Raw genomic sequence first — 12,282 nt, forward strand, 5'->3', positions numbered from 1 at the left:
ATCTCCGGGGGTCGGGGGTGGCCGGGGAGGTCAGACGCGCTCGCCGGCGCGGGTCCTCGCGGTCGCCCGGCGCTCGGCGTAGAAGGAGAGCACGGGCACGGTCCCGGCCAGCAGGGTGAGCACCGTGCCCTTGGGCGTCCAGCGCGCACGCAGGGCGAGGTCGACCGTCGCGATGAAGAACAGCGCGTACAGCCAGCCGTGGGCGGTGCCGAGCACCGTCGACGGCCCCGGGACGTCGGCGAGGTGGTTGAGCGGCACCGCGACGAAGATCAGCAGGATCAGCAGGACGCCGACCACGTTGGCCATGGCGCGGTACCGCTGCAGGGCGGCGCCGACGCCGCGGTCGTCGCCCCGGCCGGTGGGGGTGGCGGTCCGTTCAGCGGCCATCGGTGCTCCGTTGTCCCAGGGCCCGCTCGTTGAGCTCGGCGAGGTAGGCGTTGTAGGCGGCGAGCTCGGGGTCGCCGGTCGTGTCGATGCGCGGGCGCTGGTAGAGCACCACCGCGTTGCCCGGCTGGTCCTCGTCGGGGGAGCGGTTCAGCTCGTCCCGCACCATCCGGCCGTAGAACCACAGCCCCATGACGCCGTAGAGCGGCCACTGCAGGGCGTAGCTCCAGTTCACCGCGCCGCCGCCCGCCTCGGCCTTCGACAGCTGCCAGAGGCCGAGGAAGATGGTGGCGACGAACAGGGCCACGACGAGCAGGTGCAGCAGCACCCACCTCGGGGTCAGCAGCCGGGAGAACACGGCACCGACTCTAACCGCCCGGTGCGCCCCGGCGGCCGGCACGGCGGGCGTGCGCGTCCGGCGGTGGGGCAGGTCACGGCGCGGTGCCGGCCGCGCCGGGCGACCCGGTCCGCGCCGGGAGACGCCTCCCGCTCCGACCCGCCCGGACGTCTCCGGTGGTCGGCCCCTGAGGCGGGTCGGCTAGTCTCGCCCCACACTGGGTCCGGCGGTGGATGCGCTCTGCCGCGAACCGGTGGAGATCCGATGCAACGACCGCCCGGAGGCCGGGCGGAGGACGAGGAGGCAGCGAGCAGTGGCTCGAGGCAGCAGGCTCGCGCGGCTGGCCGCGCTCGGTCTCCTGGGGGGACTCACCCTCACCGGATGCGAGCTCGGCGAGGCCGGCTGGTGGGAGGAGAACTTCGTCCGGTGGGGATGGCCTGAGGGCGTCACCGACGAGTCCGAGGCGATGCGGGAGCTGTGGATCGGCTCCACCTACGCGGCGCTGATCATCGGTGTGGCGGTCTGGGCGCTCATCGCCTGGACGGTGATCCGCCACCGGAAGAAGAGCGACGAGCTGCCCCGGCAGACGGCGTACAACCTGCCGCTGGAGATCGTCTACACGATCCTGCCGTTCATCATCATCGCCGGCCTGTTCTTCTTCACGGTCAACACCCAGAACGAGGTGCGGCAGATCAGCGACGACCCCGACGAGGTCATCGCCGTCAACGCCTTCAAGTGGAACTGGCAGTTCGTCTACACCGACACCGCGGGCCCCGACGGGGAGCCGGTCGACACGGTGGGCACGAGCACCGAGATCCCGATCCTCGTCATGCCGACCGATCGCGACGTCCAGTTCAACCTGGCCTCCGCGGACGTCATCCACTCGTTCTGGGTGCCGGAGTTCCTCTTCAAGCTCGACGTCATCCCGGGCAACGAGAACGGCCGGGACAACGTCTTCGAGGTGACCGTCCGCGAGGAGGGTGCCTACGTCGGCCGCTGCGCCGAGCTGTGCGGCACGTACCACGCCTACATGAACTTCGAGGTCCGCGCGGTCTCGCCGGAGGACTACGACGCCTACCTGGCCGCCCGTGAGTCCGGTCTGGGCACCTTCGAGGCGCTCGAGGAGATCGGGCAGCCGGGCGTGGCCAGCACCACGACGCCGCTGGACCTGGTCCTGGAGAAGACCGAGGACCTCCAGGACATCGGTGGCTGACGTCCCCGCTCCCGGTAACCGGTTCCCCCACATGATCGAGGAGGCACGGCCGTGAAGGTCGAGGCACTGATCTTCAATCTCATCGCGGTGTTCTGCTTCGTCTGCGCGATCGTGTACGGCGTCTGGTCCCGGGAGCCGATCGGCACCACGGCGCTGGCGCTGTCGGGTGGTCTCACCATCCTGATCGGCGGCTTCTTCTGGTTCGTCTCGCGCCGGATCGACCTCCGTCCCGAGGACCGCAAGGACGCCGAGATCGCCGACGGCGCCGGCGAGCTGGGCTTCTTCAGCCCGGCCAGCTACTGGCCGTTCACCCTGGCGCTGGCCGTCGGTCTCATGGGCCTCGGTGTCGCCTTCTGGTACTACTGGCTCATCGCCATGGCCGCGGTCGCCGTGCTGGTCGCCGTCGGCGGGCTGCTCTTCGAGTACTACGTGGGGCAGAACGCGCAGCAGAGCTGAGCCGCTCCGCACCACGGCTCCGTATCCACGAGAGGCCTCCTCCGCCCGCGGGCGGGGGAGGCCTCTCCTCGTCCCGGGTGCCGTCGCCGGCGCACAGCCGCGGGCTCGTCCCCGTCCCGTCGTCCCGGTCCCGTCGTCCCGGTAGCGGCCCGGGCCCAGGGCGGCGCAGGGCGGGAGCGCCGGCCGCGCCGGACGTCGCGCTGCCCGTGGACGTGGCACGAGCGCCGACGCGCACGGAGGCGTGCTTCCGGTGACGCCGGCGTGCGGCTGGATCCCTGAGGGGCCGTCCGGGCGTCGACCCGGGGGACCCGGGGGTGCCGGCGGTACGGGTGGTCCGATCGCCTGGTCGAGCCGGTGACGCCGCGAGCCGACGACCGGGTCGCGCCGGGAAGCTGGTGCGCGGGCGCCTTCCGAGCCGGAGACCCGGACCGTGGCCGCGGGGGAGAGGGCGCGGGGGCCCGGAAGGCCGCTGTACTGCTGCAGGACGGGCAGCGGGGCCCGGGGATGCCCCGGGGGAGGCCAGGGTGCCCCGGCGGCCTGTCGGGAGGCTGGGGACCGGGTCGGCGGGCACGGGGCCCACGGTCGGCCCCGGATGCCGCCGCCTCGTCCCGCCCGACCACGGCTGCCGGGTGGGGCCGGGCGGCGATGCACCCCTCCGGAGGGCCGGACCGGGGAGCTGGGCCGGCCGCGGCTGTCGGCCCCCACCCGTGGGGAGGTCGTGCCCCGGACGAGCAGGGCCCGGACGAGCAGAAGGGCCCCGGTGGAAGCTCCACCGGGGCCCTTCAAACGGGGTCGATCAGTCGCGCGGGTCCTGCGGCCGACCGCCGTCGGACGGGCGGCCACCCTCGGCGGGCCGGCCCGAGCTCGTCAGCTCCCGGTCCGCCTCGCCGGCCGAGAGCCCACGACCCTCGGCGCGCTGCTCGAGCTCGACCGCGGTCGGCTCCTCCACGGGGGAGAAGAAGCCGCGGACCGCACGCCGGGCAGCGCCGACCTGGTTCATCTTCTTGGGCACAGGAGCACCGCCGTAGGCGAGCTGACCGTGACCGTGCTCGTCCACCGGGCCGATCGGCTGGTGGACCTCGATGAACTCACCGTGCGGCAGCCGCCGGATGACGCCGGTCTCGATGCCGTGCTCGAGGACCTCCCGGTCGTGCTGCTGCAGGCCGAGGCAGATGCGGTAGGTGAGCACGTAGACGATCGGGGGCAGCAGCACCATGCCGATGCGGCCGGCCCAGGTCATCGCGTTGAGGCTGATGTCGAACTTCTCCGCGACGACGTCGTTGCCACCCGAGATCAGCAGCACGACGTAGAAGGCGATCGACATCATGCCCAGCGCGGTCCGCACGGGGACGTCGCGGGGACGCTGGAGCAGGTGGTGCGACGCGGTGTCCCCGGTGAGCTTCCGCTCGATCATCGGGTAGAAGAGCAGCAGGGTGAAGATGATCCCCGGCAGCACCGCAGTCGGCCAGAACAGCGCGGGGATCGTGTAGTCACCTGGCAGGTTCAGGTCCCAGGCGGGGAACAGCCGCGACGACCCGTCCAGCCACATGATGTACCAGTCGGGCTGGGACGCGGCCGAGACCTGGGCCGGGTTGTACGGGCCCCACAGCCAGACCGGGTTGATCTGGACGAGCCCGCCGAGCGCGGCGCAGGCACCGAACACCACGAAGAGCAGGCCCGTCGCCTTGCCGGCGAACGTCGGGAAGAGGCGGTTGCCGACCACGTTGTGCTCGGTGCGGCCCGGGCCGGGGAACTGGGTGTGCTTCTGCTTGACCAGGATCAGCAGGTGCACCGCGATGAGCGCCAGCAGGATCGCCGGGATGAGCAGCACGTGGGCGATGTAGAGGCGGCCGATGATCAGCTCGCCGATGTAGTCGCCGCCGAAGACGGCCCAGTGCACCCAGGTACCCACGACCGGGATGGCGAGGATGATCGCCGACATGATGCGCAGGCCCGTGCCCGAGAGCAGGTCGTCCGGCAGCGAGTAGCCGGAGAAGCCCTCCAGCAGCGCCAGGATCAGGATCACGACGCCGATGAGCCAGTTGGTCTCCCGCGGACGGCGGAAGGCGCCGGTGAAGAAGATGCGCAGCAGGTGGACCACGATCGCCGCCACGAACATGAGCGCGGCCCAGTGGTGCAGCTGGCGCATGAACAGGCCACCGCGGACGTCGAAGGAGAGGTCCAGGGTGGAGGCGTAGGCGATCGACATGTCGACGCCGCGCAGCGGGTCGTAGGACCCGTCGTAGGTGACCTCGGTCATCGAGGCCTGGTAGAAGAACGTCAGGTAGGTGCCCGACAGCAAGAGGATCATGAAGCTGTAGAGCGCGATCTCCCCGAGCAGGAACGACCAGTGGTCGGGGAAGACCTTGTTGAGGGTCCGCCGGAGCGGCCCGGCGACGATCAGGCGGTCGTCGACCTCGAGCGCAGCCTTGCCGAGTCTCGTGGTCGGGGCCCCCGGCGCCGTGGCGGTGCGAGCTGCCATCAGATGCGCTCCCGGTTCCAGTAGGTCGGGCCAACAGCCTCAATGTAGTCACTGCGTGCGACGAAGAAGCCTTCGTCGTCGACCGTGATGGGGAGCTGTGGCAGCGAGCGGGTCGCGGGACCGAAGATCGGCTTGGCGCCCTGGGTGACGGCGAACTGCGACTGGTGGCAGGGGCACAGGATGCGGCCGGTCTCCTGCTCGTACAGCGACACCGGGCAACCGGCGTGCGTGCAGATCTTCGAGTAGGCGACGTAGTCGCCGTAGGAGAAGTCCTCCTGGCCCTCGCGCGGCTCGTCCTGCAGCACCTGCTCGGGCCGCAGCCGGATGAGCATGGTGGCGGCGTCGGTCTGCCGGTTGCCGCCGGGGACGGCCGGGAAGACCGTCTCCAGCGAGCCGGGCTCCTGGTCGCCGGGGCGGACCGGGCTGCCGTCGTCGCGGAGCAGGCGGACGCCCTCGGCCCACGCCGTCCGGCCGAGCGTGTTGCCGCTGCTCGGGTTGTTGATCAGCCCGCCCAGCGGGGCGATCAGCATCACGCCGACGCCGGCGCCCATGAAGCCCAGCGACCTGGTGATGAGCTTGCGGCGGGGCAGACCGCTGTTGTGGTAGCCGCCCAGCAGGGTGGCGCTGGTGGTCACCCGGTCGAAGTGCGACCCGTCGTGCTTGTCCTGCACCGCGGTCTCGTGGGGGAGCAGCTTCTTGGTGTAGAGCACCAGGCCCGCGCCGACCAGGGTGAGGGAGAGGCCCATGAACAGGCCGAGCAGCGGCGTGAACAGCGCGCTCCAGGTGGTGCCCTCCTCGGCCCACGACCACTCGGGCAGGAACCAGCCCGAGCCGACGTAGACGACCAGGAAGAGGAACGCGAAGACGCCGGCGAGGGCGAAGGTCCAGCCGACCTGGCGCACCGCCCGCTTCTCCATGGGCGAACCCGGCTCCGGGCCCGGGTCGACGTGGAGGATCTCCACGCCGTCGTACCGGGCCCCGAGGCGGTCGAGCTCCTCGCGCCGCAAGGCCGCGAGCTGCACGGGGGTGTAGTCGTCGTCCGGTCCGCCGTGCAGCGGGCCGGGGGCGTCCGCCCCGCCGGTGGAGCCGGGGTGGGTCTCGCGGGTGCTCACGCTTCCTCCTCGCCGGCGGTCGTGGTCAGCGATCGCGCGGCAGCCGTGGTGGTCGATGGGCTCGCGGGCGTGCTCACGCCTTGCTCCCCATCCAGAAGATGCCGAACAGGAGGGCGCCCATGCCGACGATCCAGATGACCAGGCCCTCGCTGACCGGGCCGATGCGGCCGACGCCGGCGCCCCCCGGGTCGGCCATGTCCTGGATGGTCTGCACGTAGAGGATGATCGAGCGCTTCTCCTCCGGCGTGAGCTGGTTGTCCCCGAACACCGGCATGTTCTCCGGCCCGGACAGCATCGCGGTGTAGATCTCGAGGTCGGTCGAGTCCTCGAGGCTCGGCGCGGCCTTGCCGGAGGAGAGCGCGCCGCCCGACCCGACGAAGTTGTGGCAGGAGGAGCAGTTCAGCCGGAACAGCTCACCGCCGAGGGCCAGGTCGCCCTCGCGCAGGTCACCCGAGGGGAGCGTCGGCCCGCCGCCGTTGGCCTGCACGTAGGCCATGAGTTGGTCGATCTCCTCGTCGGAGAACACGGCCGGCTTGTCGGGGGCGTCGGCCTCCTGGCGGACCAGCGGCATGCGGCCGGTGTGCACCTGGAAGTAGACCGAGGCAGCCCCGACACCGATCAGCGACGGCCCGCGGTTGGGGACGCCCTCGAGGTTCTCGCCGTGGCAGGAGATGCAGCTGCGGTCGTAGAGCTCGCGCCCGGCCGCCTCGGCCGCCGACTCGCTCGTGGCGTCGTCCGCCGCCTGGGCGGGGGCGAGCACCGAGTACAGGGAGCCGGTCAGGATGAGCGAGGCCATGAGGCCCGCGACGTTGGCGAGACGCCGGCGGTGCTTGGAGCGGCGGCGGGCGCGCGCCCGGTCGACGGGCGTGCCGGCGTCGGGCTGCGGGTTCGTGGTGGACACCGTTCCCCTATCGGATGAAGTAGATCGTGGCGAACAGGGCGATCCACACGACGTCGACGAAGTGCCAGTAGTACGAGACGACGATGGCGGAGGTCGCCTGGGCCGGGGTGAACCGGCCCATGGTCGACCGGATCAGCACGTAGACGAAGGCGATCAGGCCGCCGATCACGTGCAGGCCGTGGAAGCCGGTCGTGAGGAAGAAGACCGAGCCGTACGTCGACGACGCGATCGTCGTGCCGGTGTGCACCAGCTCGTAGTACTCGTAGCCCTGGCCGAGCACGAAGACCAGGCCCATGACGAAGGTGATCGTGAACCAGCGGCGGAGGCCGTAGACGTTGCCCGCTTCGGCCGCGAACACGCCGAACTGGCAGGTGACCGAGGAGCTGACCAGGATCAGCGTGATCACGAGCGCGTACGGGACGTTCAGCTCGGTCGGCTCCGGCGGCCACCCCTCGGTGGCCCGGGCTCGCGCGGTGAAGTACATGGCGAACAGGCCGGCGAAGAACATCAGCTCGCTGGCGAGCCAGATGATCGTGCCGACGCTGACCATGTTCGGTCGGGTCAGGGAGTGCACCCGCGAGGTGTCGAAGGTGCTGCTCGCGACGGGGGCCGTTGTCACGGGGCTCATCATGGCATCGGCAGGGCGTCGTCACGACCGCGGGTGGTGACGGCGTGGCGACCTTGTGATCAGCTCGATACCGATGCGCCGGTCCGGCCTGCGCGGATGCGTCCGGGCACTAGGCTCGCCGGCGTGAGTGCCGCCGAGAAGCCCGCCGCACCGGCCACCGTGCTGCTCTACAGCCACCGCCCCGAGGTCCGCGACGCGGTCCGGGCCGCGGTCGGGCTGCAGCCGGCCCCCGACGTGGGGCCGCTGACCTGGCTGGAGTGCTCGACCGGCGACGAGGTCGTCGCCGCGGTCGACGCCGGCGGGGTCGACGTGTGCGTGCTCGACGGGGAGGCGCAGCCCACCGGCGGGATGGCGTTGGCCCGGCAGATGGAGATGGAGGTGGCCGACCGCCCGGCGGTCTGCCTGCTCGTGGCGCGGCAGCCCGACCGCTGGCTGGCGCACTGGTCGCGCGCGGAGGCGACCCTCGCCCTGCCGGTCGACCCGCTCGTCGCGCCCGGCGTCGTCGCCGACCTGGTGCGCGCCCGCGCGGGGCGGCCCGCGGCGCGCCGGTGACGCCCCCGGGGATGCCGTCGGCCGCGCCGACGTGGCCCGGGCTGCTCAACCGCCTGCTCGCCGGGAAGGACCTCACCGCGGACGACACCCGCTGGGCCATGCGCGAGGTGATGACCGGCGAGGCGACCCCCGCCCAGGTGGCCGCCTTCACCGTGGCGCTGCGGGCGAAGGGGGAGGCCGCGCAGGAGGTGAGCGGCCTGGCTGCGGAGATGCTCGCGCAGGCGACGCCGGTGCAGCTGGACCGGGACTGCGTCGACATCGTCGGGACCGGTGGCGACGGCGCGCACACCGTCAACATCTCGACGATGGCGGCCGTGGTGACCGCCGCCGCCGGCGCACCCGTGGCCAAGCACGGCAACCGGGCGGCGTCGTCCTCCTCGGGCGCCGCCGACGTCCTCGAGGCGCTCGGGGTGGTCATCGACCTGCCCGCCGACGCCGTGGCCGCCTGCGTCCGGGAGGCCGGCATCGGGTTCTTCTTCGCCCCGGTCTTCCACCCCGGCATGCGGCACGCGGCCGCCCCGCGCCGGGAGATGGGCATCGGCACGGTGTTCAACTTCCTCGGCCCGCTGACCAACCCGGCCCGCCCGGCGGCGGCGGCGATCGGCTGCGCCGACGCGCGCATGGCCCCGGTGCTCGCCGAGGTGCTCGCCGCCCGCGGGGCGCGGGCGCTGGTGTTCCGCGGCGACGACGGCCTCGACGAGCTGACGACGGCCACGACCTCGTCGGTCTGGGTCGTGCGCGACGGCGAGGTGGCCCCCGACCGCGTCGACCCGAGCGCGCTCGGCATCGCGACCCCGGCGCCGGACGCGCTGCGCGGCGGGGACGCCCGGGTCAACGCGGAGGCTTTCCGCCGGTTCGTGGACGGCGACCGCGGGCCGGTGCGCGACGCCGTGCTGCTCAACGCGGCTGCCGCACTGGTGGCCTTCGACGAGCGGCCCGCGCGGTTGCACGACGGGCTGGCGGCCGGGCTCGCGCGGGCGGCGGCCGCGGTGGACGACGGACGCGCGGCGGCGCTGCTGGACCGCTGGGTCGAGGTCAGCCGCGCGGTCCGCGGCTAGGCCCGGTCCGGGGGCCCGCCCCGACTTGCGAGGGTGCGGAGGGGGACCTCCGTCAGCCGTCGGTGTCGAACCCGATGGAGAACGCCGCCTCCAGGTCGTGTCGGGAGTACGCGCGGAAGGCGATGTGGGTGTCGGTGTCCACGACCCCGGGGACCTTGTTGATCCGGCCGGCGATCACCTCGGCGACCTGCTCGAACTCGCGGACGCGGACGATGGCGATCAGGTCGGCGTCACCGGCGACGGAGTAGACCTCGCTGACCCCGTCGAGCTCGGCGACGGCCTGCGCGACCTCGGCGATCGAGTCGGTGGCGGCGTCGATCATCACGATGGCGGTGATCACGCCGGGGATGCTATCCGCTCGGGACGGGCGCGGGTGCCCAGCGACCGCCCGTCGGCGAAGGGGTCGGTCGCGTCGCGGCCGGCCTCCACGCGTGCGAGGAAGCCGCTGTAGGCGCCGGTGCCGGGCGCCGCGCAGGCCAGGGTGCCGGTCACCTGCACCAACCGGGTGCCGGGCTTCTCCAGCCAGCGCAGGACGAGCTCGGTCTCGTCGACCGACGTGGGCTGCCCGACGTCGGCGTCGGGCACCGTCTCCGCCGTCGCCAGGAGGCCCGGCAGCACGCTGCGGACGGTGGTGCCCCGCGGCGCACCGCCGGCGGCGGCGAGGCGCCCGTACCGGACGACGGAGAGCTCCCACCCGCCCTGGCCGTCGGGGCGGGCCAGCACCAGCTCGGGGACGGCGGCCAGCGACGCCAGCCGTTGCCGCCGCCGGACGGCCCGGACCAGCACGGCCACCCGGTCGCGCAGCACGGCGGCGTCCTCGTAGCGCTCCTCGGCCGCCAGCCGGTCCACCCGCTCCAGCAGCGGCCCGAGCAGGGGACGGGGGTCGTGGCCGACAGCCGCGGCGAAGACGGCCGCCACCCCGGCGTACTCCGGTACCGACTGCGCGCCGGTGCAGGGCGCGCCGCAGCGCCCCATCTCGGCCAGCGCGCAGGCGCTGACCGGCGTGCGGGGGGACAGCCGGGCGGTGCACTGCCGCAGCGGCAGCACCTCGTGGACGGCGGCGACCGCCGCGTCCGCGGCGCGGCGGTCGGGGAACGGCCCGAGGAAGACGCCGGCGTCGGGGCGGACCCGCCGCACCACCGACAGCCGCGGGAAGGGCTCCTCGGTGAGCCGGACCCACAGCGCCCGTTCGGGGAAGCGCGACCGGCGGTTGTACCTCGGCTTGTGCCGGGCGATGAGGCGCAGCTCGCGGACCGCCGCCTCGAGCGCGTGGGCGCAGGGGATCGCCTCCACCCGCTGCGCGAGGCCGACCATCTCGGTGATCCGGCTGCGCTGCTCGCCGGAGGTGAAGTAGCTGCGGACCCGGCTGCGCAGGTCCCCCGAGGTGCCCACGTAGAGCGGCTCGTCCCGCGGGCCGCGGAAGAGGTAGACGCCGGGGCCGTGCGGCACCTCGTCGGCCAGGTGCCGCTTCCGCCGGCGCTCCGGGTCGACCTGCCGGGTGAGCCCGCTCAGCTCCTCGAGCGTGGTGATCCCCAGCGGCCCCAACCGCTCGAAGAGGCCGTGCAGCACGTCGACGGTGGCCCGTGCGTCGTCCAGGGCCCGGTGCGTCGGGGAGGTGGTCGCCGAGAAGTAGGGGGCCAGGGTGGCCAGCTTGCAGTTGGGCACCTCGTCCCGGCTGAGCAGCCGCCGGGCGAGCACGGCGGTGTCGACGGAGGCGGCCGCCGGCCAGACCATCCCGTTCTCGGCGCACGCCGCCTTCAGGAAGCCGAGGTCGAAGGGGGCGTTGTGCGCGACCAGGACCGCGCCGCGGGCGAACTCGAGGAAGCCGGGCAGCACGGCGCCGATCCGCGGGGCCGTGGCGACCATCGTCGAGGTGATGCCGGTGAGCACGCTGATGTAGGGCGGGATCTCGTGGCCCGGGTCCACCAGCGTCTGGAACTCGCCGAGCACCTGGCCGCCGCGGACCCGCACGGCGCCGATCTCGGTGATCGCGCTGTCCCTCGGCGACCCGCCGGTGGTCTCCAGGTCGACGACGACGAACGTCACCTGCGCCAGCGGCGTCCCGACCTCGTCGATCGAGACCTGCTGGTAGCGCGGTGGTGCGGGGGGAGGTGCCACGCGGCGGACGCTAGGTCGGGGTGCTGACAGTCCGGGGGACGCGCGCCGGGCCCGGGCACGTCCCGACCCGGCCGACCGGCCCCCCGGGCGGGGGGTCCGGTGGTGCCCGACCGGGGGGAGCGGGGCTGCCCGGCCGCCCGACCACCTGGCTTTCCGCCCCCGGACGGGACACCATGCACTGCCAGCGCCCGTCGCCGCCCGCGCGACCGGCCGGTCACCTGGAGGGAGTCGGCGATGCCCGCGCGCACCTGGGCGCGCCCGTCCCGGCGGCGGGCGGCGGTAGCGGTCCTCGCGGCCCTCGCGGCGTGCGCGGTGGCGCTCCCGGCCGGACCCGCCCTGGCCGCGCCCAGCGACCAGCCAGGCGGTACCTCTGGCGTGCTGGAGAGCCGCGAGCTCGACCGGCTGCAGCAGCGGGCCGCCGAGGTGCAGGACGAGCTCCGGGCGCGCCAGGCCGAGGTCGTCGCCGCCCGCGACGCCCTCGCCGCTGCCCAGCAGGACGTCGACGAGGCGCAGGCGGTCCTCGACGAGGCGCAGGGGGTGCTGGCCGGGCACCAGCGCGAGGTGGCCGGCTACGCGGCCGCCGTCTACCGGGACGGTGGCGCCCTCACCCCGCTGACCCTGCTGCTCAACGGCGGCGACCCGGGGGAGGTGCTCTCCGGCCTGGGCTTCCTCGACGTCGTCGACGCGCACGCCGCGCGGGTGATCGGCGTCGCGGAGGGCCACCGGCGGGGCGCGCTGGACGAGCAGGCGCGCGCCCAGGCCGCGCTCGACCAGGCGCGGGCGCGGGCCGACGAGGTGGGCGCACGGGTGGCCGAGCTCGAGGCGGCGGCCGAGGCGGTCACCGCCGAGCTGGGCGACGCGCTGGCCGTCGTCGACGGCCAGCTCGCCCAGCTGCAGCAGGAGCAGCTGTCGGTCAACGACCAGACGGCGGCCAGCTGGCGGGCCTACGTCGAGCAGCTGCGGGCCGCGGGCCTGGCAGAGGTGCCGGCGTCCGCGCTCGGCGACCCCGAGCGCGGTCTGCCGGACGGCCTGGTGCCGGTG

General features: G+C 73.7%; 13 protein-coding genes. 5 read left to right on the forward strand and 8 right to left on the reverse strand.

The window, feature by feature from the left end; translation table 11 throughout:
- Nucleotides 1-30 precede the first annotated feature (30 nt).
- Together E9529_RS19790 and E9529_RS19795 are read right to left on the reverse strand one after the other, a co-directional pair.
- Nucleotides 31-387 (reverse strand): DUF3817 domain-containing protein, encoded by a 357-nt coding sequence (locus E9529_RS19790; RefSeq protein ID WP_236832984.1) that lies wholly within the window; start codon nt 385-387, stop codon nt 31-33.
- Nucleotides 377-742 carry a metalloprotease gene (locus E9529_RS19795; protein WP_236832985.1) on the reverse strand — a complete coding sequence of 122 codons (366 nt, stop codon included), beginning with the start codon at nt 740-742 and terminating at the stop codon, nt 377-379. The genes E9529_RS19790 and E9529_RS19795 overlap by 11 nt, the downstream gene beginning before the upstream one ends.
- Before the next feature lie 292 nt (nt 743-1,034).
- Between E9529_RS19795 and coxB the strand changes: the two genes are divergently transcribed.
- Together coxB and E9529_RS19805 are read left to right on the forward strand one after the other, a co-directional pair.
- Complete coding sequence (coxB, locus tag E9529_RS19800) at nt 1,035-1,934, forward strand: cytochrome c oxidase subunit II (RefSeq protein WP_236832986.1); 900 nt, start codon at nt 1,035-1,037, stop codon at nt 1,932-1,934.
- A gap of 51 nt (nt 1,935-1,985) precedes the next feature.
- The gene (locus E9529_RS19805) at nt 1,986-2,390 is read left to right on the forward strand and encodes a cytochrome c oxidase subunit 4 (protein WP_236832987.1); all 405 of its coding nucleotides are present in this window, start codon (nt 1,986-1,988) and stop codon (nt 2,388-2,390) included.
- Nucleotides 2,391-3,186: 796 nt separating this feature from the next.
- Here E9529_RS19805 and E9529_RS19810 read toward each other — a convergent pair.
- The 4 genes from E9529_RS19810 to E9529_RS19830 all read right to left on the reverse strand — a co-directional run bounded on the left by E9529_RS19810 (nt 3,187) and on the right by E9529_RS19830 (nt 7,513).
- The gene (locus tag E9529_RS19810) at nt 3,187-4,872 is read right to left on the reverse strand and encodes a cytochrome bc complex cytochrome b subunit (protein ID WP_236832988.1); all 1,686 of its coding nucleotides are present in this window, start codon (nt 4,870-4,872) and stop codon (nt 3,187-3,189) included.
- Nucleotides 4,872-5,984 (reverse strand): ubiquinol-cytochrome c reductase iron-sulfur subunit, encoded by a 1,113-nt coding sequence (locus E9529_RS19815; protein WP_236832989.1) that lies wholly within the window; start codon nt 5,982-5,984, stop codon nt 4,872-4,874. The genes E9529_RS19810 and E9529_RS19815 overlap by 1 nt, the downstream gene beginning before the upstream one ends.
- Nucleotides 5,985-6,057: 73 nt before the next feature.
- Nucleotides 6,058-6,885, reverse strand: a complete 828-nt coding sequence (locus E9529_RS22465; protein WP_308195308.1) for a cytochrome c — start codon at nt 6,883-6,885, stop codon at nt 6,058-6,060.
- A gap of 7 nt (nt 6,886-6,892) precedes the next feature.
- Nucleotides 6,893-7,513, reverse strand: a complete 621-nt coding sequence (locus tag E9529_RS19830) for a heme-copper oxidase subunit III (RefSeq protein WP_255709595.1) — start codon at nt 7,511-7,513, stop codon at nt 6,893-6,895.
- A gap of 123 nt (nt 7,514-7,636) precedes the next feature.
- On the opposite strand from E9529_RS19830, the gene E9529_RS19835 reads away from it, so the two are divergent.
- Both E9529_RS19835 and trpD read left to right on the forward strand, forming a co-directional pair.
- A complete protein-coding gene (locus E9529_RS19835) occupies nt 7,637-8,065 on the forward strand; it encodes a hypothetical protein (protein ID WP_236832990.1) in 429 nt (142 codons plus the stop codon).
- Entirely contained in the window at nt 8,062-9,123 is a 1,062-nt protein-coding gene (gene trpD, locus E9529_RS19840; RefSeq protein WP_236832991.1) for an anthranilate phosphoribosyltransferase, read from the forward strand. Before E9529_RS19835 ends, trpD begins: the two co-directional genes overlap by 4 nt.
- Before the next feature lie 52 nt (nt 9,124-9,175).
- Here trpD and E9529_RS19845 read toward each other — a convergent pair whose 3' ends face one another.
- Nucleotides 9,176-9,463, reverse strand: a complete 288-nt coding sequence (locus E9529_RS19845; RefSeq protein WP_236832992.1) for an Lrp/AsnC family transcriptional regulator — start codon at nt 9,461-9,463, stop codon at nt 9,176-9,178.
- Nucleotides 9,460-11,241 (reverse strand): DEDD exonuclease domain-containing protein, encoded by a 1,782-nt coding sequence (locus tag E9529_RS19850; protein WP_236832993.1) that lies wholly within the window; start codon nt 11,239-11,241, stop codon nt 9,460-9,462. Before E9529_RS19850 ends, E9529_RS19845 begins: the two co-directional genes overlap by 4 nt.
- Nucleotides 11,242-11,475: 234 nt before the next feature.
- Between E9529_RS19850 and E9529_RS19855 the strand changes: the two genes are divergently transcribed.
- Nucleotides 11,476-12,282 (forward strand): hypothetical protein (locus tag E9529_RS19855; RefSeq protein WP_236832994.1); only part of this gene is annotated, 807 nt, incomplete at its 3' end.

Origin of the sequence: Blastococcus sp. KM273128, assembly GCF_021698975.1 — a bacterium.
Taxonomy (GTDB): Bacteria; Actinomycetota; Actinomycetes; order Mycobacteriales; family Geodermatophilaceae; genus Blastococcus.

Bases quoted from the DNA above. Each gene is read 5' to 3' on its own strand.
- E9529_RS19830 (WP_255709595.1), bottom strand. From the start codon at position 7,513: ATGAGCCCCGTGACAACGGCCCCCGTCGCGAGCAGCACCTTCGACACC.
- E9529_RS19810 (WP_236832988.1), bottom strand. From the start codon at position 4,872: ATGGCAGCTCGCACCGCCACGGCGCCGGGGGCCCCGACCACGAGACTC.
- E9529_RS19790 (WP_236832984.1), bottom strand. From the start codon at position 387: ATGGCCGCTGAACGGACCGCCACCCCCACCGGCCGGGGCGACGACCGC.